A 23,986-nucleotide genomic window follows, 5' to 3' on the forward strand; every position below is an offset into this window, starting at 1 on the left:
CTGTGGCGCACGTCTCTCGCTAGCTCGACTCACGCTATGACTCACAGCTACCGATGCGCTACCCCCGAACAGGGGTAACCCGGGCAGGGTCCAGCGTCCACGTAATGCAGCGCATCAGCGAGTCGAGAGAACACCACGAGGTCGGGATCCTGGCCGATGATCTCGATGGACCTACGCGCCGCATGGGTGGTGGCGACGATCGCCAGCGCAGTCAGCATGTTGCCCCGTACCAGGTCGACGAGGCAGGACAGCCCCGGCACACCAAGGAATGTCACTTCGCGAATGTCGACGATGAGCGCACCGATCGTCCTGTTCGATGCACTGAAGAGTGCAGCCCGGAACTGCGAGACCGTCCCGAGGTCGACTTCACCGCTGACGACGACGCGAAGACACTCTCCGTGCTTGCTTTCGGAAACATGGAGGTTGTGAACGACAAGAGGTGGGGATGGATCCTGGATGAGCAGGCGTGGCGCACCACGTGAGAGCATCGAATGCGCGTCCGAAAGACCTGACATAGGGGCCACCTCAAGGTTCGTTGAGGGACCAATTTTGCACGGCGCCGATGTCGAGCGAGCAGCGGCAAAGATAACAGAACAGTCGACGTTGAATCACGGATCGATAACGCCGGCCCTGCGCGTGTGCGGTAGCTCGGAGGGCACCGAGCTACCGCACACGTAGGAGAAAGCGCCTAGATCCGCTCGCCGGTTTCCGGATGGAACAGGTGAACAGCGCCGTCGAGCCTGCTCAAACCGATGCTCTCACCGATCTTCGCCGGCGCACGCACCGCCGAGCGCGCGACGAGCGATACCGGTCCGCCGTCGAGGCCCTTGACCTTCGGATCATCCAGATGCGCGTACACGTAGGACTCGCTGCCGAGCTCTTCGATCAGATCGACCTTGCCCTCGAAGCCCTCCCCGGTGCCGTGCACGATCCCGAGCTGCTCGGGCCGCAGGCCGATCGTCACGTTGTCGAGATCGAGGCTCGCGAGCTTGGTGAGCTCCTCGCGCTCGAGCGGCAAGAGGAAGTTTCCGATCTGGACACCCCCCGATCCGATGGGAACCGTCATCAAGTTCATGGCAGGAGAGCCGATGAAACCGGCCACGAAAGCGTTGACAGGGTGGTCGTAGAGATCCGTCGGACTTGCGAACTGCTGCAGCTTGCCCCCGCGCAGCACTGCAACGCGATCGCCCATCGTCATCGCCTCCACCTGGTCATGGGTGACGTAGACAGTCGTCGTGCCGAGCCTGCGCTGCAACGCAGCGATCTGGGTACGAGTCTGAACGCGCAGTTTCGCGTCGAGGTTACTCAACGGCTCATCCATGCAGAACACCTGCGGTTCACGAACTATGGCGCGTCCCATGGCAACTCGCTGACGCTGACCGCCGGAGAGCTTCCCCGGCTTGCGATCCAGGAAGTCCGTCAGGTCGAGAATCTTGGCCGCGTCGGCCACCTTCTTCTTACGCTCCTCGAGCGGAACGCCGCGCATCTTGAGCGCGAACCCCATGTTCTCCCCGACGGTCTTGTTGGGGTAGAGGGCGTAGTTCTGGAACACCATCGCGATATCGCGATCCTTCGAGGGGACCCCGACCATGTTCTGCCCACCGATTTCGATGGCTCCACCGTCGATCTCCTCGAGGCCCGCGAGCATCCGGAGTGCCGTGGACTTACCGGAACCGGAAGGTCCGACGAGGACCACGAATTCGCCGTCCTGGATGTCCAGATCGAGTGAATCGACAGCGAGCGAGTCGGCACCTTCGTAGACGCAGGATGCCTTTTTGTACTTGATTGCAGCCATGACTTGTTCTCCTGGTTCGTGAAAGGGCCGAGTTACTTGATGGCGCCGAAGGACAGACCGCGCACGAGCTTGTTCTGCGCAAACCACCCAGCGAGGACGACGGGGAGTGCTGCGAACGTCGCAGCGGCGGACAGCTGGGCCCAGTACAGTCCTTGACCGGTGATGAATCCGACGAGATAGACCGGAATGGTCTGTGCCTGAACAGCTGTGAGGTTGACTGCGAAGAAGAACTCGTTCCACGAGAAGATCACACAGATCAGCGACGTCGCGGCGATTCCTGGAGAGACGAGAGGCAGAATCACCTCACGGACCGAGGTCCACAGCGACGCACCGTCCATGCTCGCGGCCTCGAGCAGTTCGCTCGGCACCTCGAGGAAGAACGAACGCATCATCCACACCGCGATCGGAAGGTTCATCGCGGTGTAGAGGATCACCAGCGTCCAGATGTTGTCCAACATGCCGATGTCACCCACGATGACGTACAGCGGCACGATGGCCGCGACGACCGGGAGCATCTTGGTGGAGATGAAGAAGAACAGCACGTCCTTCGTCTTCTTGACCGGCCGAAGCGACAATGCAAAGGCAGCCGGAACACCGAGCAGCAGAACGAGAAGCGTCGATACGATCGTCGCGAAAGCAGAGTTGAGCAGCGCAGTGCCGATACCACTGTCGAGTACCCCGCGGTACTGATCGAGCGTCGGGGTGAAGAACAGTTTCGGTGGATCCGAATACGCGTCGGCCTCCTGCTTGAAGCCGGTGAGGACCATCCAGAGCACCGGGAAGAAGAAGACGATCCCGGCGACCCACGCAACGACAGACCAGACGGTGCCCGGCCCCCAGTTGCTCTTACGCTTGATCGCCACGCCGTCCGAGGTCTGCGGCACTGCTTTCTTACGCTTCTTGTTCGTGGTTGCCGTACTCATCACGCAGCCTCCTCGTTTCCACTGAAGCTCTTGAAGATCAGTCTCAGCGCCAGGGTGCTGACGATGATGGTTGCGACCACGGTGACCACGCCCATGGCCGCTGCCTGGCCGATGTCGAATCCGAGGAACGCACGCTGGTAGATGTAGAAGGGCAAGTTGGCACTGGCGACGCCGGGTCCGCCGGAGGTCATCATGTAGACGGCGTCGAAGGTGTTGACCAGGTAGATCGCGCCGAGAACGGCGCCGAGTTCGATGAAGCGTCGTAGATGCGGGAACGTGAGTTCGCGGAAGAGCTTGAACGGCCCTGCACCGTCGACGCGGGCAGCCTCGGCGATGTCCTTCGGCATCGACTGCAGACCGGCGAGGATCAACAGCATCATGAAGGGCGTCCACTGCCACACCAGGTTCGTCATCACCGCGGCCAACGGAAAGCGTGAGACCCAGTCGATCTGGCCGACCCCGAACGGACTGAGAGCGAAGTTGATCAAACCGAAGACCGGGTCGAACATCGTGGTCTTCCAGATCAGCGCGCCCGCAACCGGGGTGATCAGGAACGGTGTGATCAGCAGTGTGCGAATCAAGCTGCGGCCGATGAACTTCCGATCGAGCAGCAACGCGAGGAAGAGCCCCAGAATGACGGAGATGAGGACAGTTCCGACGATCATGATCACGGTGTTGAGGGCGACCTGACGGAACTGACTGTCACGGAACACGTCGACGTAGTTGTTGAGCCCGTTGAACTCCTGTGACCCTGGCCGCACGAGGTTCCATGATTGCGTCGAGTAGTACAGCGTGAACAGGAACGGCACCTGGGTGACGATGATCGCAAAGATCATGGCCGGTAGCAACGGCCCGCGACGACGCCAACCCTCCGCTTTCGAGATCACCCACGGTCTAGGTACGAACTTTTCCGAATCCGCCTGTGGCGATTGCACTTCGGTTGTGGTCATCCCTGGCCCTCCTGATACGTCTTACCGACCACTTCGGCGTATTGCTGCGCTTGCGCGAGCGCGTCCTGGACGCTGATCTGTCCTGCCACTGCAGCGCTGATCTGTTGACTGACGCGGGTTCCGAGATCCTGGAATTCCGGGATGGTCAGGAACTGCACTCCGGTGTAGGGAACCGGATCCACGGTCGGCTTGTTCGGGTCCGCACCATTGATGGAGTCGAGGGTCACCTGGCCGTACGCAGCCGATGCTTGTTTGTACTCGGGAATTTCGTAGGTCGACAAGCGGCTCCCCGGAGGCACACGCTCCCAACCTAATTCGTTGCCTACCTTGTTCAGGTATTCCTTACTGGTCATCCACGACACGAACTTCCACGCTTCGTCCGGATTCTTCGACGTCTTCGGGATGCCGAGAGCCCACGAGTACAGCCAGCCGTTGTCGCCCTTGACCGCGCTCGGCGCCTTCGCATACCCGATCTTGCCGACGACATTGCTCGACGTGGGATCCTCGAGCACAGACACTGCCGAGGTTGCGTCGTACCACATCGCAGTGTTTCCCTGCGAGAGCTGAGTACCGCACTCACTGAACCCACTGGTCGCTGCACCTGCTTGACCGTGTGTGCGAACGAGGTCGACGTAGAACTGGACGGCCTCTTCCACCTGCGGACTGTCGAGCTGTGCGTTCCAGTTCTCGTCGTACCAACGTCCACCGAACGCATTGATGACGGTGTTCAAAGGCGCGAGAACTTCACCCCAGCCCGGTTTTCCGCGTAGACAGATTCCGGAAACATCGTCATTGTCGAGCTTCGCGGCGGCATCGGCGACCTCTTGCCAGGTGGGCTCCGCGGGCATCGTGATGCCTGCCTCCTGCATGAGGTCCTTGCGGTACATCAGGAACGAGGACTCACCGTAGAACGGCACCGAGTACATGCTGCCCTCGTAGGAGAGGGATTCCTTCAGTGTCGGAATGAAGTCGTCCTCGTCGTAACCGGGAGTGTCGTTCGCGTACTCCGAAAGGTTGGTGAGCCAACCGTTCTCGGCCCACTGCGGCGTCTCGAAATTACTGATCATCACGACGTCGAACTCACCGCCACCGGTCGCCACGGAGGCAGTGATCTTCGCGCGCGCTTCGTTCTCCGACAGTGAGACGAACTTCAGGTTGATTCCTGGGTTCTCCTCCTCGAACTCCGGCGCCAGCGAAATAGCGTCGGACATTTGCGAGTTCGAGACGATGGCCACGGTGATCGTCGTGCCGTCACCGTCACCGCCGAACGATCCCGCACCGGCACAGCCGGACAGCACCAGGGTCATCGCGAGCGATGCCGCGACGGCCACTTTCGGTAGAACTCTCACTTGGATACCTTTCCCTCTTGGTCGTTCATGCAGGCTCCACTGTCAGCCTTCGTGTGCGCCATCAACCAACGTGCACTTTCGATATCGGTCACCAGCACAGTTGCGAATCCTCCGCGAAGTGCACCGAGAATGGCCTGATGCTTCTTGATGCCACCGGAGATCAGGATCGCCCGATCACAGTCACGGATGGCGTCGAGTCCGACCGACACGGTTCGCCCCGGCAAAGATCCCCCGGTGGGAGTGCCATCGAGGTCGAAGAACCTGCCGCCGATCTCGCCGACCGCGCCGAGGTGGCGCAGTTCGTCGAGAATGTTCAGGTCGATGAAGCTGCCCTCGAACAGGGTCGTGGACGTGGAAACTGGACCGAGGCCGTACATCATCACATCAGCCTCGGTCCCGGCTTGGAGGGCGCGAGATATCACCGAATCCTGCTGCAGGGCGGTCACTGTGGCCGGATCGGCGTACAACGGCGCGTTCAGGCGCACTGGCTTCGCCTGCAGGTACTGCGCACATCGCCCCAGGGTGTATTCGACGCCTGTTTGATAGTCGGCCGAACTCATCGAACCGTCGAGTTGGACCACACGGTCGCATCGCGCTCCACGCGTCTTGAGTGACCGGGCGACGGCGACGGTTTCCGGCCCCCAGGTGAACCCGAGGACGTCGGCGCTCTCCAGGCGTCGAGAGAGCATCGCCGCGGCGGATCGCCCCAACGATCCGTACCCGGTGTCGGTGCCGTCGATGACATCGGGAACGACAAGTGCTTCGGTGAGGCCGAACTCGCGCTCCAAGTCGGCTTCGATGTCAGCGTGCACGGTGCCCTGGAGTTCCTCGGGCACATTGATCTCGATGGTCACCAAACCCAGCGCTCGGGCCTTGGCGACGAGTCGGCCGGCGGTGGGACGCGAGATACCGAGCTTCTTCGCGATCTCGGCCTGAGTCGCGCCCTCCAGGTGGTACATCGACGCGGCGCGGAGAGCGAGTCGGAGGTCGTCGCTCGACTTCGACGAGCGCTCCACTCCCGACACCTCGGGGACCGATGCGATCACGATCACTCCCTCAAACCAGCGAGCAGATGCTCACGATGTGTTCTTCTGCTCATTAAGCTAACATTAAGGTGTGATCTACACAACACCTACCAAGAGCGGAGTCGGCGTGATCAGAGGAGCGGAAGCAGGGAGATCCTTGTGACTCAGTCCATGCAGGTCAGCGTTCTCAGCGGTCCGCAGGAGATCCGTCTGGAAAGCCGTCCGGTGCCCTCCCCCGCGGCGGACGAGGTTCTCGTGCAGGTCACCGCGGTCGGCGTCTGCGGTTCCGATGCTCACTATTACCGTGAAGGCCGCATCGGCGATCACGTCGTCAACGGGCCTTTGGTGCTCGGTCACGAAGCTGCCGGGGTCATCGTCGGCGTCGGTTGCTCCGTCGCCGATACGCGCATCGGGCAGCGGGTGTCGATCGAACCGCAGCGCCCGGACCCGACCAGCTCACAGTCCAGGGCGGGCCGGTACAACTTGTGTCCGTCGATGGAGTTCTTCGCCACACCGCCCATCGACGGCGCGCTGGCAGAGTACGTTCTCATCCAATCGGCGTTCGCGCACTCGGTTCCCGACGAGATTTCCGACGAGGCTGCGGCGTTGTTCGAACCGTTGTCGGTGGGGATTGCGTCGGCGCAGAAGGCCCGTATCACAGCCGGATCGAGCGTGCTGATCGCAGGCGCCGGTCCGGTAGGTCTCGTCACTGCCCAGGTGGCTCGCGCGTTCGGCGCCACCACGATCATCGTCAGCGACATTGCACCCGACCGCCGCGAGAATGCGAAGAAATTCGGCGCAACTCGGTTGATCGACCCGATGACCGAAGACGTCCGGACTCTCGACGTCGACGCGTTCATCGATGCGTCGGGTGCGCCACGGGCAGTCGTCGACGGCATCCACGCCGTCCGTCCCGCCGGTACGGTCGTTTTGGTGGGGATGGGTGCGTCCGACTACGCGTTGCCGATCTCACTGATTCAGAATCGTGAACTGGTCCTCACCGGAGTCTTCCGCTACGCGAACACCTGGCCGATCGCTCGCGAGCTCGTACTCTCCGGCCGCGTCGATCTCGACTCGATGGTCACCGGCCGCTTCGACCTCGCACACGTCGAGGATGCGCTCAACGCCGACGCACTGCCGGGAAGCATCAAGGCAGTGGTAATACCGTCCTCGCACAAGGAGATCGACGTATGAAGCTCAATTCGCACACCCTCGCCGACTTCATCGAAGACGTCGAGGTACCCACTTACGACAGATCCGAAGTCACAGCTGGGATAGTGCACTTCGGTGTCGGTGGTTTTCACCGTGCACACCAAGCAATGTATGTGGACCGGCTCCTCCAGCGGGGGGAAGCGTCCAAGTGGGGAATCTGCGGCGTCGGAGTGCTGCCCGGGGACCGAAAGATGAGAGAGGTCATGGAGGCGCAGAATTGCCTCTACACGCTTGCGCTCAAGCATTCCGACGGAGCGTGGGACACCCGGGTGATCGGCTCGATAGTCGAATACCTCTTCGCACCCGAAGACGCAGATGCCGTCATCGAGAAGATGGCAGCCGAGAGCACCAAAATCGTCTCGCTCACCATCACCGAAGGGGGATACAACTTCTCAGCCACGACGGGTGAATTCGATACCGAGAATCCAGCGATCACGGCGGATCTCGAGCCGGATGCGACGCCGTCGACCACGTTCGGTCTCGTCGTGGAAGCCCTTGCGCGCCGCAAAGACCGGGGAATGAAGCCGTTCACCATCATGTCCTGTGACAACATCGAGGGCAACGGCCACATCGCGGAGTCGACGTTCACCACGTTTGCTCGCCTGAAGGACCCCGCTCTGGCGAAGTGGATCACCACCGAGGGGGCCTTCCCCAACTCGATGGTCGATCGAATCACCCCGGTCACCACTCCCGAAGTGATACAGGAGCTTTCGGACCGGTACGCACTCGACGACCAGTGGCCCGTCGCAGGTGAGCCGTTCACCCAGTGGGTGCTCGAAGACAAGTTCACGCTCGGGCGGCCGGCGTTCGAACACGTCGGAGTTCAGGTCGTGGACGACGTCACTCCGTACGAGTTGATGAAGCTCCGCCTACTCAACGCGAGCCATCAGGCACTGTGCTATTTCGGGTACCTCAGCGGATACCGACTGGTGCACGAGGTTGCACAGGACTCGTTGTTCGCCGAGTTCTTATTGGCGTACATGGACGACGAGGCCACCCCCACACTCCAGGCGGTTCCCGGTATCGACCTCGACGAGTACAAGAAGACCTTGATCGAACGCTTCTCCAACCCGGAGATCCGCGACACCGTCGCACGCCTGTGCGCCGAATCCTCGGACCGCATCCCCAAGTGGCTGTTGCCCGTCATCCGCACGAACCTCGACACCGGCGGACCGATCACGTTGGCTACCGCAGTGGTCGCGAGCTGGGCGCGGTACGCCGAGGGCATCGACGAACAGGGTCAGCCGATCTACATCATCGACCAACTGAAGGATTCGCTCGTACCACTCGCGCTCCAGCAGAAGGACGACCCGACCGCCTTCATCGCAAACCGAGCGGTGTTCGGCGACCTCATCGACAACGAGCGATTCGTGGCGGAGTACACCAAGGCGCTCGCCTCGCTCCACGAGCACGGCGCCCGAGCGACGTTGGAGGGACTCCGTAACTGAGAGAACGCAACTAAGAGGCCGTCGCTAGCCTCGCATTTCGGCGTACCGCTCACGGACTGCCAGATCCGGGTCGGCCTCGTAGGTACGCACGGGCGCCGATGCCCAGCGCGGTGGCTCGGACGTGCCCGCCAGCGCCCACGCAGCTTGGCGTGCCGCGCCGTCGGCAACGTATTCTCCGGGCTCGGGGACGACGACGGGTACGCCGAAGATCACCGGGGCCAACTCGCGTAACGCCGCAGATTTGGCCCCGCCGCCGATCAGCAGAACGCGACGGGTCTCGATTCCTGCTGCACGCAGCGCGTCGATCCCGTCCGCCAGTCCGCAGAGCAGTCCCTCTACTGCTGCGCGGGCAAGGTGCCCCGGCGTCGAATTACTCAGTCTCAAACCATGAATGGCGCCCGATGCATCCGGCCGATTCGGTGTCCGCTCACCTTCGAAATAGGGAATCAACACCAGACCCTCGCTCCGAGTCGACAAAGCCAACCTGGACAGTTCGGCGTGGTCGACGCCCAACAACGACGCTGTAGCGTCGAGTACACGGGCTGCGTTGAGGGTGCAGACGAGCGGTAATTGCCGGCCGGTAGCGTCCGCGAATCCGGCGATGATGCCCGAGGCATCTGCAGCAGCAACGTCCGTGACGGCCGACACGACACCCGAGGTACCGACCGAGACGACGACATCACCGACACCGACGCCGAGACCCAGTGCGGCAGCGGCATTGTCGCCGGTCCCCGGCGCGATCACGGCTCCCGACGACGTGACACCGATTCGCTCCGAGGGTCCCGCAACGCGAGGAAGCCGAGGCTTCCGTCCGCGCATGGCCTGTTCCAGTAAATCCTCGCGATAGTCGTCGGTGGCGGCGGAGTAGTAGCCGGTGCCGCTCGCATCACCGCGATCGGTCGCCAGTGAATCGAATCCGGCCGCACCACCGAGATGCCAACTCAACCAATCGTGTGGAAGACACACCGCTGCGGTTCGATCGGCATTGCCGGGTTCGTTGTCAGCAAGCCACCGCAACTTGGCGACGGTGATCGCCGCCAGCGGCACGACGCCGACCGCGTCGACCCATGCCTTGCCACCACCGCGTTCGTTCACCAGATCCTGACCGGAGGATGCCGAGCGGGTGTCGTTCCACAACAACGCCGGGCGGACGACACTCCCGGCGTCGTCGAGACAGATCATGCCGTGTTGCTGCGCGCCGACGGCGACCGCATCCACGTCGTCGAGACCTCCGGCGTCGGCAATGGCAGTGTCGAGTGCAGATTTCCACAGCGCCGGGTCGATCTCGGTGCCGTCGGGGTGACTTGCCCGCCCGCTGCGGACGAGATCGCCCGAATCAGCATCGCGGACAAACACTTTGCACGACTGGGTGGAGGAGTCTATTCCTGCGACGAGAGCCAAGATGGCCGCCTTTCCTGTACACCGAGAGCGTACGAACGACACTACCGTGGCGCCGATCGTCACCCCGGGTGCAACGCGATCGGTAGCAGCAGCGGAAGAATCTCGACTACGTTCTTGGACTATGCGAGACTCCGAGGATTCCGATGCCTTCCGCCTTTCGGTGGCGAAGGCTGCACTCGATCTGTTCGCAGTGCAGGGATACGAGGCCACCTCCGTCGACGACATCGCCGAGGCATCGGGCATTTCGCGTCGGACGTTCTTTCGTCAGTTTCGCGGCAAGGACGACGTCATCTTCGCCGACCACGAAATACTGCTCGAACAGACCGCAGCGTTTCTTGGCCGGCTGCACCCGGACCCCTGGAATGCCGTGTGCGATGCGGCCCAGCTGGTATTCGAACGGTTCTCCGGGTGGAAAGAGCAGTCACGACTTCGCTACCAGGTGGTCCACGAGAACCCTGCGCTACGGGATCGCGAGATCGTGACTGTCTTTCGCTACGACAGGCTGTTCGTCGACTACCTGCGCGCGGCGTTACCCGAGCATTCACACCTGGAGATTCTCCAGTTTTCGGCATCGATCACTGCCACTCACAACTACATCTTGAGACGGATGATCCGCGACGGTATTCCGACCACCAGCAGAGACCTGCAGGAAGCACTCCATAAGGTCAGAGCCGGATTCGATACGAGCGCGGAACAGATCGTCGTTGCAGTCTTTCCCCGGGGCACCTCGCGTGCGGCTGTCATCGAGGCGCTGGCGGAGCATACGAAGTGACTCCCCCTCGCGCTTGAATGTGCTGTTCAAGACATCTGATCGTATGAATGGACCATTGAAGCGGTCACGGGCGCGCGCGTTTGGCACCGAGTGCCATCAAGGGGTTGATGGTCGCCCACAGGTGGCGTAGACTGGACAAATCCGTGGCACTGAGTGCCCTGAAGTCAAGCCCTAGGAGTGTGGCACCCATGGCCGGTAATCCTGATTTCGATCTGTTTCAACTTCCCGCCGAGCACGACGAACTGCGCGCGGCAATTCGCGCCCTTTCGGAGAAGGAGATCGCTCCGTACGCCAAAGCGGTGGACGAGGACGCACGCTTCCCGGACGAGGCGCTGACCGCGCTCAACAACTCCGGCTTCAATGCAATCCACGTACCCGAGGCGTACGACGGCCAGGGTGCGGACTCCATCGCGACCTGCATCGTCATCGAAGAGGTTGCCCGCGTCTGCGGTTCTTCCTCGCTGATCCCCGCGGTCAACAAGCTCGGCACCATGGGCCTGATTCTCAAGGGCTCCGAGGAGCTCAAGAAGCAGGTCCTCCCCTCGCTCGCAGGTGGCGCAATGGCGTCGTATGCACTGTCCGAGCGTGAGGCCGGTTCGGATGCAGCCGGCATGAAGACCCGAGCAAAGGCCGACGGTGACGGCTGGGTCCTCAACGGCTCCAAGTGTTGGATCACCAACGGTGGCAGGTCCGATTGGTACACCGTCATGGCCGTCACGGACCCCGACAAGGGCGCCAACGGTATCTCCTCGTTCATCGTGCACAAGGACGACGAGGGATTCGTCGTCGGACCGAAGGAAAAGAAGCTCGGAATCAAGGGCTCGCCGACGGCCGAACTCTACTTCGAGAACTGCAAGATCCCCGGCGATCGCATCATCGGTGATCCGGGTACCGGCTTCAAGACAGCGCTCGAAACCCTCGACCACACCCGTCCCACCATCGGCGCGCAGGCTGTCGGTCTGGCGCAGGGCGCACTCGACGCCGCCATCGCATACACCAAGGATCGCAAGCAGTTCGGTCAGTCGATCAGCAGCTTCCAGGCCGTGCAGTTCATGCTCGCCGACATGGCGATGAAGGTCGAAGCGGCTCGTCTGATGGTCTACTCGTCCGCGGCTCGCGCCGAGCGCGGTGAAAAGAATCTCGGCTTCATCTCCGCTGCAGCGAAGTGCTTCGCATCCGATGTTGCCATGGAGGTGACCACCGACGCTGTGCAGCTTTTCGGCGGCGCCGGATACACCACCGACTTCCCGGTCGAGCGGATGATGCGTGACGCCAAGATCACGCAGATCTACGAGGGCACCAACCAGATTCAGCGCGTCGTGATGTCCCGGGCGCTGCTCAAATGAGCAACATCGAATTGGTAGGCGTCATCGGCGGCGGCACGATGGGCGCAGGCATCGCCGAAGTATGCGCTCGCGCAGGCAGCTCCGTCGTCGTGCTGGAAACGAGCCAGGCCGCGGCCGACGCAGCGGAAGCTCGTCTCGACAAGTCGTTCGCCCGTGCCGTGAAGTCCGGACGTATCGAAGCCGATGCAGCGGAGAAAGCCCGCGCTGCAATCATATTGACGCTCGACATCAACGACTTCGCCGATCGCGATCTCGTGGTCGAGGCAGCGCCGGAGATCGAGTCGCTGAAGCTCGACCTGTTCGGAAAACTGGATTCCATCGTGAAGCCGAGCGGGATCTTGGCGACGAACACTTCGTCGATTCCCGTCATCAAGATGGCCAATGCGACTCGGCGACCGGACAAAGTCGTCGGAGTTCACTTCTTCAACCCGGTGCCGGTACTGCCACTGGTAGAGATCGTCGTCAGCCTCGTCACCAGTGAGGAGACGGTCGCAACCGTCACCGACTTCGCCTCGAACACGCTGGGTAAGAAGACGATTCGCGCCGGTGACCGCGCCGGGTTCATCGTCAACGCGCTCTTGATCCCGTACCTGGTGTCCGCGATTCGGATGCTCGAGTCCGGTTTCGCCACCGCCGAGGATATCGACGAAGGCATGGTCAACGGATGCGCGCACCCCATGGGTCCGTTGCGTCTGGCAGACACTGTCGGCCTCGATGTGACACTCGCCGTCGCGGAGTCTCTGTACGCGGAGTTCCGTGAGCCGCACTATGCGCCGCCGCCACTGTTGCAGCGCATGGTGGACGCCGGAATGCTCGGACGCAAAAGCGGTAAGGGCTTCTACTCTTACTAAGCCATATCGACAGAAATGGGCCATCGCAGCAGGCTGCGGTGGCCCATTCGCATGTCCGGGGGCAGATCCCCGAACGACTTTCAGTCTTTCGGACCACCTGCGGCATAGACGATCTGGCCGGAGATGAAGCCCGCCCCTTCACTGACGAAGAAGGACGCGAGGTGCGCGATATCGTCCGGATTTCCGACGCGATTGACCGGAATCTGTGATGCTGCAGCGGCTTTGAAGTCCTCGAATGGGACGCCGACGCGTGCGGCTGTCGCGGCGGTCATTTCGGTTTCGATGAACCCGGGGGCGATGGCGTTGGCGGTGACGCCGAATTTGCCGAGCTCGATGGCCAGTGTCTTGGTGAAGCCCTGCATGCCTGCCTTGGCCGCCGAGTAGTTGGCCTGGCCACGGTTGCCGAGTGCGGAGGTGCTCGACAGGTTGACGATGCGACCCCACTTGGCGTCGATCATGTGCTTCTGGATCGCGCGGGTCATCAGGAAGGATCCGCGTAGGTGCACCCCGAGTACGGAGTCCCAATCTTCGACGGTCATCTTGAACAGAAGATTGTCCCGGGTGATACCGGCATTGTTGATGAGCACGGTCGGCGCACCGAATTCGTTGGCGATCCGGTCGACGGCCGTCTTCACAGACTCTTCGTCTGCCACGTTGGCGCCGATTGCGACGGCCTGGCCGCCGGCGGCTTGGATGGCACCGACGGTGTCGGCACAGGCGGCCTCGTCGAGGTCGACGACTGCGACTCCGAATCCGTCCTTGGCCAGGCGCTTGGCTACTGCGGCGCCGATTCCGCGGGCACTTCCCGTTACGACGGCTGTCTTGATCTGATCGCTCACGTGCATCTCCTATGGTCGGGGATCTTTGTACTGTTCTGCTGCCATCGAGCTACTGCTCAGTACGCTGCGACCGCTCCGTCGACGGCTTTCTGCAATCCGGCAGCGACGACGCGCGCGATCTCGATCGGCTTGTCCGGCAGTTCGGTAATCGGCTCGTCGATGTAGATGCTCGCAGATTTGAGCTTCGACGAGCCGGGTCCGTAGCTGAGGCCGATGCAGATCAGGACCGGCGCGACGCCGAGCTTGCGGGCCCGTGCCGCGATGTGGCCGATTCCGCTGCCGACGTGTTGAACCTGGGTGGCGTCTTCGAGGTTGCAGGTGCCTTCAGGGAACACGGCAAGGTCGTCGCCGCGTCGCATTCGCTCGGCACTGACGTCCATCATCCGACTGCCTGCTGCGCTGACTGCGCGAAGCCCGTGGTTCTTTCCACGGAACACCGGGATGCCCCCCATCATGTCGATTCGCTTGCGCTGCTTCGATTCCTGAAAGAGCTCGTCCTTCGCGAGAACACGAGTGCGCCCGATCCCGGGTCGCAGCGGACTGGCCCACGCGGCGGCGGCGAGGGTGTACGGGTCGCTCTCGGTCAGATGGTTGACGGCAATGATGAACCGCGTGTCGTCGTAGACGAGCCTACGAATTTCTTCACGCGCGCCAGCAGGGTAGCTGACCCGCGGCTTGAACCGTCGGGCCAGCGTGGCGTACGCGATCCTGGCCACCTGCCGGTTCTGCTGATGCTCGAGGTAGAAGTCGTAGACAGCGTCGTCGTTAGCGAGAATTACTGCGGGTCGATCCATTGATTCAGCTTACCTAGCCAAATAGCGGAAGCTCTGAAAATCCCGCCGCGAAACTCGGGATACGTCCCGCGTGTGAACCTCTACCGAGCGGGTATACCGCAACACAAGTCCGACGCTTTCAGGAGCCGTCACGGACTGCTGAAAGGACGGAAGTCATGGCCGAAGACAAGAAGGACCACGGACCGCGCTGGATCAAGACTGCTGAGAACCGAATCGGAGTCATCATGATGATGGCCGGTGTCGTGGCTGCAGGTTTGCTCCTCACCGCGTTGGGCGGCGGCTTCAGCGGGTGGGCCTGGATCGCCGGGGCGGCGACGATCGTGCTGATCGGTGGAGGCTTTCTTTCCCTGCGTGCGGGCGCTCTGCGAAAGGGAGAAACTGGTCCCATCCTGTATCACCCCGACTCCCCGGATGTCGTCCTGGACATCGACCGCGAAACAGGGAATCGCTCACCGCATCACGATTGAGCGACACGTCTGCGACCTACACAGGGCGGAGGATCCACCACCCACCGAGTACGAGGCATCCGACCGTCACGACGAAAAACAGTCCGACCCAGACTATTCCGGGCAGAAAAGTCAGTCGGGCCAGTTGATCGGCGTCGGAGTCCCGCGCTCGTCCTCGGCTACGTGAGCGTTGAAGTTCGAGTACCGGCCGAGGGCCTGCGACGAGCAGGAACAGTGTGATGAAGTACGCCGCGGCTACTTGCTGTTCACCGGTCCCCCACCACGACACCGTGAACAGCAGTGCCCCGAACACTACGAGCGAGATGAACCCGAACACGTTGCGAACCAGGATGAGCATCAGTGCAATTGCGATGACACCGATCCACAACACGGCAATCGCGTGCTGCGTGCCGAGAATCCAGGCAGCACCGAGCCCGATCAGCGACGGCCCGACATAACCAGCGAACGTCATCGCGATCACCCCGAGGCCGGTCGGTTTGCCTGAAGAAATGGCTACGCCCGAGGTATCGGAATGCAATCGAACACCCATCAACCTGCGGCCGGTCAGAAAAGCCACGAGTAGATGAGCGAATTCGTGGAAGATCGTCACCACGTTGCGGGCAATGCGCCATGTCTGCGGAACAAGGACGATGAGCACGGCTACGAGCGCTGCGATCTGCACGATCCAGGCCGGCGGAGTTGGACTGACCGCGCTGATGCGGTCCCAGAATTCGGTCACTGTTCATTATGGCGGCTGCCGTCGGCGCCATCCGCCCCTAGGTCTCGACGGGGAGATCTAGGACGCCTTCCGCTCCGCTTTGGCGGCTTCGCGTGCGAGGGAACGATCACGCATTTCTTCGAACTTGGTGGCCTGACGCTCGAGGTCTTCGAGGAACACGGCCAATTCTTCACGCTTGGCCTCCCCGACGCCGGTGAAGTCCTCACGTTCGAAGATCTGCCACTTCCGCAGGACCGGCCACACCACGTCCTCGAGGTGCTGACGCAGATCGTAGATACCGTGCTTGGCCATCAACACACCGTTGCGGCGGAAGTTCGGCATCCCGGCACCGGGCATCCGGAAGTTCATCACGATATGCGAGATCGCTTCCAACGTCTGATCCGGCGCGATGTCGAGGGCTGCAGCGGTGACGTTGCGGTAGAACATCATGTGCAGGTTCTCATCCGCCGCGATGCGCTGGAGCATCCGGTCGGCGATCGGGTCGTCGCACACCTTGCCGGTGTTGCGATGCGAGACGCGCGTGGCGAGTTCCTGGAAGGTGACGTACGAGACCGAATGCAACAGCCCGGTCTGTGCGCCCGCCGGTGAGGCGAAACCGTTGGTCATGTGAATCATCCGGGCCTGCTCGAGCGCGACCGGATCGACACCGCGGGTGACCACCAGGTAGTCGCGCATGACGATGCCGTGCCGGTTCTCTTCGGCGGTCCACCGTCCCACCCAGGTGCCCCAGGCGCCGTCCTGCGAAAAGTTTTCGGCGATCTCGCGGTGGTACGAGGGCAGATTGTCCTCGGTGAGCAGGTTGGTGATCATCGCTGCTCGCGCTACCTCGGAGAGGTTGCTTTGCTCCGGGTCGTAATCCACCCCACCGAGTGCGGCGAAGTTGCGGCCTTCGTCCCACGGCACGTAATCGTGCGGGTGCCACTCCTTCGCCATCGACATGTGGCGGTTCACGTTGTCTTCCGCAACAGGAACCAGCTCGTGTAGCAGCTCCAGCTGTGTCAGATCCCTCGCCATTACATTGCCTCCTCTAGTGAAAACTACCTATGTGAGGGTAGGTCGGTTTCCCACCGGCGAGGACGTTCACGCGAGACTCTGTTAGATGTGGCAACCCCCGCTCATCACACTTGGGCGCCCTCACATGTGTTGGGCGCCGGCCACCTGAGCCCTGGAGTGGTCCCAATCTGCAAGCAAGGTGAGCAGGCCCGACACCAACGGCAACGGCTGATCCAGCATGACGTGATGTCCGGCCAGCGGAATCTCGATCACCGGCGCCGATCTGCCGAACATTTCGTACATGTCCGACGCTATGTCCTGGGTGACCATGCCGCGTTCGGCGCGGAACAACGCAGCCCGGCAACGAACCGATCGAAGCAGCTCCGGTGACGGGCGGGCGCTGCCGAACATGCTCGGGTCGAACTTCCACGACCATCCTCCGTCGACCTCTCGCACCGACCCGCGGGCAACGTGGTCCATCACGTACGGTAACGAGTCGGCTTGGTCGGGAACGGTGCGGAAGCGCGCCAAGGCTTCGTCCAAAGCGGCATAGACCTTCAGTGGTCCGAACGCTCGTTTGTCGCGCGCTGCGGTCTGCTCGGGCGAGGGAGATCTGAGCGGGGTGTCGATGACTGCGACGCCCGCAATTCTGGCGTCGCCCTTCGCGGCGTCCATGCAGACCCAACCGCCCATACTGTGCCCGATCAACACCGGGGGGTGGATGAAGTTCGACGCTTCCGCCACCGCGAGAACTTCGGCAGACCAGTACTCGACTTTGTAATCTTCACGCCATGCCGAGTCGCCGTGGCCGGAAAGATCGAGCGCAACGACGCGATGGCCGCGCGAAAGGAATGGTGCGACGTGATCCCACCATCCCGAGTGCGCAGCACCGCCGTGGACGAGAACGACGCCGGGAAGATCTTCCTCACCCCACGAGCGGACATGGATCGAGGCGCCGAGCACCTCGATGTCACTTTCGACCGGTTTGACCGCCACCGCATCCGAGAACCACTGTGGTGCATCGATATTCGTCATCGCGCAAGTCCGGCTTCCAGTGGGAACGTCGACGGTTCCGGGGGGCGTTGACGGAAGCGGCTACTCATTCGAGGGACTCTCCTTTTGCTGGATGCACTTTCGGACTGCCGATTCGGCGCGATTTCCTCGGTCGAGACCCTCGGTCTTGCACGAAACAGCGCCGTCATCACGATGCAAGTTTTGCATAACCTAGTTTCCGGGCTTTTCTCCCGCTGAGGATTTGTCCGTTTCAGCGGTCGGCACACCCAGAACCAGCGGATGTGTTCGTCCTGCCGATCCATTTTCGGAACCGAGCCCCTGAGGATCGGCGACGGATGCCAGCGCGATATCGAGTTCACCGGTCCATTCGCGCGCGATCTGCGTATCCAGGGCGTGCACACGTGCCACCAGGGGGGCATGTTGCTCGACCGGGCAGTAACCGAGCAGGGTGTTCAACAACGAGCGGAGTCGACGCTGCACTTGAGTGGAGTTGGTGCTGAAGTGCCGGATCTCGTCGGTCGAGATAGCCACGTAATCGGCCCAGGTTCGGGTTGTTCCACGTATCCGTGTCGACACCGAGTCCGACGCTTCCAGGCGAACTCTCGGCGCCAACGTCAAGAGCAGGTCTTCGAGATGGTCGATTGCCTGCACGGCCCTGCCTGGGTCGTTGATCGCGGGTGAGAGCGCTTTGAGTGCGATGTCGACGATTGCCTGCAGCCCGGCAGCCGGACTGACCGTTGGACTATGCGTGTCACCGAATATCAGGCACGCCATCAACTGGTGTGGGCGAACCCGCAACTGCGGACCGTTCACCTCGAACAGCGCAGCGTCCTGTGCGACGAACTCGCCGACATAGGGCAGCACCTCGATAGTGACTCCCCATACCGCAGCAAGTCGCTCGATACCGGCGAGATTGACTGCCAACAGAATTCGGCCGTCAGGAGAGAGTTGCCGGAGTCGAACCGTGGTCGAGCTACCCAGCGACTCGAACTTGTGCGGATCTCTCCACGCTGTGAGGGGCGGTATCGTCAAAACCGGAGCAGCGGAGACGACTTCCCTCCGCCCTTGCTCCATCTCTTCCGTGAATCCCGGATAGGTTCGCACAATGGACGAGCGGCTCTGAGCCGCGATCCAGCGCAGCAACCGCGAGGAATTGAGCACCATCCCCACGCGCGCCACCAGCGCGATGAAAAGAAACGCACTCACGAATGCCAACAGTATGGCAATGGACGTCGACAGAACGGGTGCCGTCGACTCCCCGGACAACGCCAGATCCGAGGCGATGACGACTGCGACGACGAACGTGGACAGGAACATCCCGATCGACCATCGCATGATGGCTTCCTGTTGCAGCATCGGCACCACACGTACCGAAATCTGCGAGGCACCGAACTGCATGGCCAGGGTGATTGCAGTGAACACCAGGCCGGTAAGCGTGATCATGCCGCCGGCGATGACGGCGAGCAACGTGGCTGTGGCTCCGATATCGAATGTCGATTCGATGCCGGCCGCAGAATCGGTGTCACCGACTTCGCCGTCCAGGTCCACGAGAAGGGCCGCCAACACGATCGACAACGACACCAACGTCATCGGTAGCCGCCAAGTCGGTGTCCTCCGCAAGCGGCGCCGAGTGTGATTCCACCGTATTGCTGTCAGGAGTCGATTGGGAACCTTGGTCACCCGCACTGGCTGATCCGTCACCGTCGCCGCAGTAGTCGGCGTGGCCGTCTCGAGCGGTATACCGAAGCGTCCCGACAGCGCCTCCTGAACAACGATCTTCGCCCGAATGACCGGTTCACGGAACCGCTTCTCGCGACTGAACGCCTTCGCTCGTTTTCCTGGCTTGTCGGCGTATCGCCATCGATCCCACGGTGACAACGGTCGACCGAGCCGGATGGCACCGACGATGAGGAGCGGGGTGAAAAACAGGCCGACCAATCCCGTCCACAGCTTGCCCTTGAGCAGGGTGATTGCCGCGAGCCCAAGCTGAAGTGCCAACCCGAAGAGGATCAGGGCAAGCGTGATCAGCGATCGATCCTGCTGATAGACGTCGAAGTCTCCGGTGAATCCGATGGGGTGAACGCCGAGAAGATAGAGGCCGGAGATCGCGACGGCCACGAAGACCGCGTCGATCGAGGACCGACCTTCTTCCGCCCAGTAAACGTCACGAAGATGCAGGATCAGTGCGAACTCGTCGAGCATCAACGCACTTCCGATGCCGAAGACGCTCGCGAGAATGCAGTTGGCAACTGGGGTCTGGTAGTTCGCGATGGCCACCAGTGCGAACCCTGAGACAAGGACCATGACCAGGCCGAACATCACATGGTGAATATGCATGCCACCTGGTGTGACATTGCCGGGCCACCAAGACACCTCGGCCCTGATCATCCGGACGCTGAATCGAATGAAGAGGAATGCCAGCAGGAACGACACCAGGAGAAAGAACAAGGGAAGACGTCCGTTGTCCACGACCGTCTCGGTGAACCATGTTCCCATCGCGACCTCCTCGCTCGATCGAGCGAGGCCAGCCTATCCCTGCATGGGCACTCTGTATGTTGTATCGACGCTGGGCGGACTCACCAGGCGGTCAGAAAACCCATCCGCGAAGTGCGATGAACCGGAGCGCCCCGGTAGCGGCGCTCACCGCGATGACGGCGACGACCTGCACGATCCACGATGAGCCGGGGAAAACGATATGCACTACGGCGAGGGCTGCGGTGCCGAGAGCTAGACCGGCAAGGGCGAGTCCGCCCGCCTCCCACTGAGTCTGCAACCAACCGACTCGCTGCGTCGCATGAAAGGTATGCCGCCGATGGAGTTCATTTGCCAGAACTGTGCTCGCCGCGATTCCGGCGATATTTGCGACAAAAGCGCCGAGAGAGGTCAACGCGAGGAACAGTCCGATGTAAACGACGTTGCTCGACGCACCCACGAAGACGAATCTGACGAATTGCGCAGGCGCCGACTCACCCATGAAACGTGCCTTCATCTCTGTGGCACAAGTTCTCGGCTGCGTGTCCAGCGTGCTGCTCACGTCATCGTCTCCAGTTTTCGGCGTCCTGGACCGAATACAGTCCTTCCCGGTCCAACAGCGGGCGCGCGAGATTCAAGGCCCAACTATGAGCCAAGTCACTCGCACTGTCCGGCTAGGACGCGGTATCGCTCTTCTTCTTGTTGCGCGAGCGACGTTCGAGATCGAAATTCATCAGGTCCGGCTTGATCGATGCCACGAACAACATGACACAACCGAAGACCACGAGAACGATCGTCAGAACGACAACGACGATTCCTATGAACGCACCGATACTTTCCATAACTGCCCTACCTCCCGTGTTGCCCCTTACCGTACTGGGCTCACTCGGCGTCGGTCGAATCCACCCCGCACCGAGTACCGGAAGTTGTACTGTCCGAAGCCATGATCACATCGACCGAACATCAACCACGACGCTTCGAGGGAAAGGTTGCGTTCATTACCGGCGCTGCCCGCGGTCAGGGAAGGGCAGAAGCGATAAGGCTGGCATCGGAGGGCGCCGACATCATTGCGGTCGACATCTGCGGCGAGTTCGAGTCGACGTTCTACGACGGGTCCACCGCCGAGAACCTGCAGGAGACGGTCGCTGCGGTCGAAGCGCTCGATCGCCGGATCGTTGCCACCCAGGCCGACACCCGAGACTTCGCCGCCTTGTCGGCCGCATTGAACGACGGGGTCGCCCAGCTCGGCAGGCTCGACGTCGTCATCGCCAATGCCGGCATCTGTGCGGCAGGAATGTCGTGGGAAATCACCCCGGAACAATGGAAAGAAACGATCGACGTCAACCTCACCGGCACCTTCTTCGCGGCGAAGGCTGCGATTCCGATTTTGCTCGATCAGGGGACGGGCGGATCGATCGTCATGACCAGTTCGGTCGCAGGGCTGAAGGGCCTGCCGTTTCTCGCGCACTACACAGCGAGCAAGCACGGCATCGTCGGGCTGTGTCGGACGATGGCCAACGAGCTCGGACAGTTCGGTATCCGTGTCAACACGATTCATCCGCACGGCGTCGCGACCGGCATGCAACCCGGCGACATGATGGCCCTCATCGAGAAGTACCCCTCACTCGGACCGATTTTCATGGGTTCGTTGCCCGACCCGATCAGCGAACCGGAGGACATCGCGGCCGCCGTCGCGTGGCTCGCCTCGGACGAAGCGCGACACGTCACCGGCATTCAGTTGCCGTTGGATCTCGGAGTGCTCACGCGCTGAGTCGGGCTGACCGACCTCGAAATCCATTCCCAGGTATGTGATGGAAGGGACCTTTCTCCCCCCGCGTTAGTGCGGGGGGAGAAAGGAACCGTGCTCCTGTTTGACCCGAATGCCCGAATCCGGCACTGTCGACCACAGTCGTCGTGTGGTCGACGCGAACAAGGACAGAATCGGGTCGAGACGATGGCGCAGAGCTTCGGCAGATACAGCCACCAGTACGAACGGGAGCGCCCAAGGGACGCCCGGTGCATAGTGTGCGGAGCGGGCGAAGACTCACACGACAAGCGAATCGAGACGACGGACCGAGTGGTCGAAGTCGAGGTCGCCCGAGTTGCAGAACACACGATCGAGGCCGACTTGTCGGCCTCGATTCGATAGCTATCGCGAAGAAAGAGGCTAGGAACCAGCCCGGGCCGGGGCGTAGCGCCTGATCGCACGCATCGGCAGTTCCAGCCAGGCGGGCCGATTACGTGCCTCGTACACTGCCTCGTAGACAGCCTTGTCCAGCTCGTATGCGCTGAGCAACGCTGATTCTTCGCGCGGGTCGGACCCGGTGACCGACGCATACCCGTCGCAGAACGATGCCGAGTTTCTTCTCGCCCACTCCGAGGCCCTGGCATAGGTCGCCTCGGTCACGTTCGGATCGTCCAGCAGCAGATGATGAGCCGCATAGTCGAACGACCTCAACATTCCGGCGACATCGCGAAGCGCACTGTCTCGCTGTCTACGTTCCTCCAGTGGCTTTGCCGGCTCACCCTCGAAGTCGATGAGCAACCAACCGGTCGAGGTGCGCAGAACTTGGCCGAGATGCAGGTCGCCGTGGATACGCTGCACGGTCACCGTGCCCGCCGCCTCGGCGCCTGCGATGAGCTCGCGAGCAGCTGGAAGATGATCGGCCAGCTCCGGTATCACGTCCGCCGCAGCTTCGACTCGAGCGAGGATCTCCTCGACGGCCGTCGAGGATCCCACACGCTCGGCCGTACCCAATTCCCTCGCCAGATCCGCATGCACGTGGGCAACTGCCGCACCCAGGTCGTATGCCTCTTCGGAGAAATCGGAATCCAACTCTGCTGCCTGTCGATCGCTCGCCAGCAGGTCGCGGACACTTGCCAAGGCGGTGGTCCACCCCTCTGCAGCGTCGGCCACGAAGTCCTGCGCCATTCCGAGCATCGAGAGTTCACCATCCGCCTCGGTCTCGACCCAGGCTCGCAGCGGAGCGACGAATCGGCATCCGGTGGCCGCCAACGCGCGATGAAGTTCGATGTCCGGGTTGACACCCGGGGAGACCTGCCGAAACAGCTTGAGCAGCAGCACTTCACCTAGCACTACCGAAGTATTCGACTGTTCCGCGCCCAACACCCGACCGAGCATCCCGGTCTCGACCGATTCACCCGGCACGTTTCGGAACTGGAGGGAGCCGATCGGCTGGGCGGCCGACAAGGCGTCGGAATACAGCGCAATGATCTCCGGATCACGCAGACCGTCGTACACGAAGTCGCCCTCGCGTACCGGCAACTGCCATGGGGCCAAATCCTCGACCACAGTGTGTCGAAAGCCCAGCGGTACCTGGTAGCGCTGGACGCGACCCCCTTCGGCCACGGGTGCATCCAATCCGACGTCGACCAGGACGTGTTCTGCCTCTACCCCTGGCCGCGAACCCAGCGGGACCCGCGAGCTGACGATGAGGGAGACGATCGGAGAGCCCTTCGCTGCGAACCAGCGTTGCTGCGGAAGCCACGCCCGAAGTGCGGTTTCCAACTCTTCCGTGCTGATGTGCGTCGAATCGGTCATAGATGAGTTCACTGGCCTCCGCATTCGCTCGGTCTACTTTCTCACTCTAACGATG

At 61.9% G+C, this 23,986-nt stretch carries 23 protein-coding genes; 7 read left to right on the forward strand and 16 right to left on the reverse strand.

What is annotated here, in order from left to right; genetic code table 11:
* Positions 1–47: 47 nt before the first annotated feature.
* The 6 genes from O1W68_RS04265 to O1W68_RS04290 all read right to left on the reverse strand — a co-directional run bounded on the left by O1W68_RS04265 (position 48) and on the right by O1W68_RS04290 (position 6,063).
* A complete protein-coding gene (locus O1W68_RS04265) occupies positions 48–515 on the reverse strand; it encodes an STAS domain-containing protein (RefSeq protein WP_269301618.1) in 468 nt (155 codons plus the stop codon).
* A gap of 173 nt (positions 516–688) precedes the next feature.
* Positions 689–1,795 (reverse strand): ABC transporter ATP-binding protein, encoded by a 1,107-nt coding sequence (locus O1W68_RS04270; RefSeq protein ID WP_269301619.1) that lies wholly within the window; start codon positions 1,793–1,795, stop codon positions 689–691.
* Between the two features lie 32 nt (positions 1,796–1,827).
* Entirely contained in the window at positions 1,828–2,718 is an 891-nt protein-coding gene (locus O1W68_RS04275) for a carbohydrate ABC transporter permease (RefSeq protein WP_269301620.1), read from the reverse strand.
* Positions 2,718–3,668 carry a carbohydrate ABC transporter permease gene (locus tag O1W68_RS04280; RefSeq protein WP_269301621.1) on the reverse strand — a complete coding sequence of 317 codons (951 nt, stop codon included), beginning with the start codon at positions 3,666–3,668 and terminating at the stop codon, positions 2,718–2,720. The genes O1W68_RS04275 and O1W68_RS04280 overlap by 1 nt, the downstream gene beginning before the upstream one ends.
* Positions 3,665–4,975, reverse strand: coding sequence for an ABC transporter substrate-binding protein (locus tag O1W68_RS04285; RefSeq protein ID WP_442972284.1), 1,311 nt, complete (start codon positions 4,973–4,975; stop codon positions 3,665–3,667). Before O1W68_RS04285 ends, O1W68_RS04280 begins: the two co-directional genes overlap by 4 nt.
* A gap of 38 nt (positions 4,976–5,013) precedes the next feature.
* The gene (locus O1W68_RS04290; RefSeq protein ID WP_269301622.1) at positions 5,014–6,063 is read right to left on the reverse strand and encodes a sugar-binding transcriptional regulator; all 1,050 of its coding nucleotides are present in this window, start codon (positions 6,061–6,063) and stop codon (positions 5,014–5,016) included.
* A 150-nt stretch (positions 6,064–6,213) separates the two neighbouring features.
* Here O1W68_RS04290 and O1W68_RS04295 point away from each other — a divergent pair, with 150 nt between their 5' ends.
* Positions 6,214–7,236 carry an NAD(P)-dependent alcohol dehydrogenase gene (locus O1W68_RS04295; protein WP_269301792.1) on the forward strand — a complete coding sequence of 341 codons (1,023 nt, stop codon included), beginning with the start codon at positions 6,214–6,216 and terminating at the stop codon, positions 7,234–7,236.
* Positions 7,233–8,702 carry a mannitol dehydrogenase family protein gene (locus O1W68_RS04300; protein WP_269301623.1) on the forward strand — a complete coding sequence of 490 codons (1,470 nt, stop codon included), beginning with the start codon at positions 7,233–7,235 and terminating at the stop codon, positions 8,700–8,702. Before O1W68_RS04295 ends, O1W68_RS04300 begins: the two co-directional genes overlap by 4 nt.
* Positions 8,703–8,726: 24 nt before the next feature.
* On the opposite strand, the gene O1W68_RS04305 is transcribed toward O1W68_RS04300, so the two are convergent.
* The gene (locus tag O1W68_RS04305) at positions 8,727–10,103 is read right to left on the reverse strand and encodes an FGGY family carbohydrate kinase (RefSeq protein ID WP_269301624.1); all 1,377 of its coding nucleotides are present in this window, start codon (positions 10,101–10,103) and stop codon (positions 8,727–8,729) included.
* Between the two features lie 121 nt (positions 10,104–10,224).
* Here O1W68_RS04305 and O1W68_RS04310 point away from each other — a divergent pair, with 121 nt between their 5' ends.
* The 3 genes from O1W68_RS04310 to O1W68_RS04320 all read left to right on the forward strand — a co-directional run bounded on the left by O1W68_RS04310 (position 10,225) and on the right by O1W68_RS04320 (position 13,072).
* Positions 10,225–10,875: a TetR family transcriptional regulator gene (locus O1W68_RS04310; protein ID WP_269301625.1), complete on the forward strand. Its 651-nt coding sequence runs from the start codon at positions 10,225–10,227 to the stop codon at positions 10,873–10,875.
* 179 nt (positions 10,876–11,054) lie between these two features.
* Positions 11,055–12,221, forward strand: a complete 1,167-nt coding sequence (locus O1W68_RS04315) for an acyl-CoA dehydrogenase (RefSeq protein WP_269301626.1) — start codon at positions 11,055–11,057, stop codon at positions 12,219–12,221.
* A gap of 5 nt (positions 12,222–12,226) precedes the next feature.
* A complete protein-coding gene (locus O1W68_RS04320) occupies positions 12,227–13,072 on the forward strand; it encodes a 3-hydroxybutyryl-CoA dehydrogenase (RefSeq protein ID WP_269301793.1) in 846 nt (281 codons plus the stop codon).
* An 80-nt stretch (positions 13,073–13,152) separates the two neighbouring features.
* On the opposite strand, the gene fabG is transcribed toward O1W68_RS04320, so the two are convergent.
* Entirely contained in the window at positions 13,153–13,911 is a 759-nt protein-coding gene (gene fabG / locus O1W68_RS04325) for a 3-oxoacyl-ACP reductase FabG (protein ID WP_269301627.1), read from the reverse strand.
* A 56-nt stretch (positions 13,912–13,967) separates the two neighbouring features.
* Complete coding sequence (locus tag O1W68_RS04330; RefSeq protein WP_269301628.1) at positions 13,968–14,705, reverse strand: lysophospholipid acyltransferase family protein; 738 nt, start codon at positions 14,703–14,705, stop codon at positions 13,968–13,970.
* A 155-nt stretch (positions 14,706–14,860) separates the two neighbouring features.
* Here O1W68_RS04330 and O1W68_RS04335 point away from each other — a divergent pair, with 155 nt between their 5' ends.
* On the forward strand, positions 14,861–15,172 hold the full coding sequence (locus tag O1W68_RS04335) for a hypothetical protein (RefSeq protein WP_269301629.1): 312 nt from the start codon (positions 14,861–14,863) through the stop codon (positions 15,170–15,172).
* Between the two features lie 16 nt (positions 15,173–15,188).
* Here O1W68_RS04335 and O1W68_RS04340 read toward each other — a convergent pair whose 3' ends face one another.
* The 6 genes from O1W68_RS04340 to O1W68_RS04365 all read right to left on the reverse strand — a co-directional run bounded on the left by O1W68_RS04340 (position 15,189) and on the right by O1W68_RS04365 (position 21,211).
* On the reverse strand, positions 15,189–15,890 hold the full coding sequence (locus tag O1W68_RS04340; RefSeq protein WP_269301630.1) for a M50 family metallopeptidase: 702 nt from the start codon (positions 15,888–15,890) through the stop codon (positions 15,189–15,191).
* Positions 15,891–15,947: 57 nt separating this feature from the next.
* Positions 15,948–16,904: an acyl-ACP desaturase gene (locus tag O1W68_RS04345; RefSeq protein WP_269301631.1), complete on the reverse strand. Its 957-nt coding sequence runs from the start codon at positions 16,902–16,904 to the stop codon at positions 15,948–15,950.
* 120 nt (positions 16,905–17,024) lie between these two features.
* A complete protein-coding gene (locus tag O1W68_RS04350) occupies positions 17,025–17,918 on the reverse strand; it encodes an alpha/beta fold hydrolase (protein WP_269301632.1) in 894 nt (297 codons plus the stop codon).
* A 189-nt stretch (positions 17,919–18,107) separates the two neighbouring features.
* Positions 18,108–20,393 carry a DUF2254 family protein gene (locus O1W68_RS04355; protein ID WP_269301633.1) on the reverse strand — a complete coding sequence of 762 codons (2,286 nt, stop codon included), beginning with the start codon at positions 20,391–20,393 and terminating at the stop codon, positions 18,108–18,110.
* A 91-nt stretch (positions 20,394–20,484) separates the two neighbouring features.
* Positions 20,485–20,931 carry a GtrA family protein gene (locus tag O1W68_RS04360; RefSeq protein ID WP_269301634.1) on the reverse strand — a complete coding sequence of 149 codons (447 nt, stop codon included), beginning with the start codon at positions 20,929–20,931 and terminating at the stop codon, positions 20,485–20,487.
* A 112-nt stretch (positions 20,932–21,043) separates the two neighbouring features.
* Complete coding sequence (locus tag O1W68_RS04365; protein WP_269301635.1) at positions 21,044–21,211, reverse strand: hypothetical protein; 168 nt, start codon at positions 21,209–21,211, stop codon at positions 21,044–21,046.
* Between the two features lie 101 nt (positions 21,212–21,312).
* Between O1W68_RS04365 and O1W68_RS04370 the strand changes: the two genes are divergently transcribed.
* Positions 21,313–22,140 carry a mycofactocin-coupled SDR family oxidoreductase gene (locus O1W68_RS04370; protein WP_269301636.1) on the forward strand — a complete coding sequence of 276 codons (828 nt, stop codon included), beginning with the start codon at positions 21,313–21,315 and terminating at the stop codon, positions 22,138–22,140.
* Positions 22,141–22,536: 396 nt separating this feature from the next.
* Here O1W68_RS04370 and O1W68_RS04375 read toward each other — a convergent pair whose 3' ends face one another.
* Positions 22,537–23,931, reverse strand: coding sequence for a maltokinase N-terminal cap-like domain-containing protein (locus O1W68_RS04375; RefSeq protein ID WP_269301637.1), 1,395 nt, complete (start codon positions 23,929–23,931; stop codon positions 22,537–22,539).
* Positions 23,932–23,986: the final 55 nt, after the last annotated feature.

The organism is Rhodococcus sp. H36-A4 (assembly GCF_027158005.1).
Taxonomy (GTDB): Bacteria; Actinomycetota; Actinomycetes; order Mycobacteriales; family Mycobacteriaceae; genus Rhodococcoides.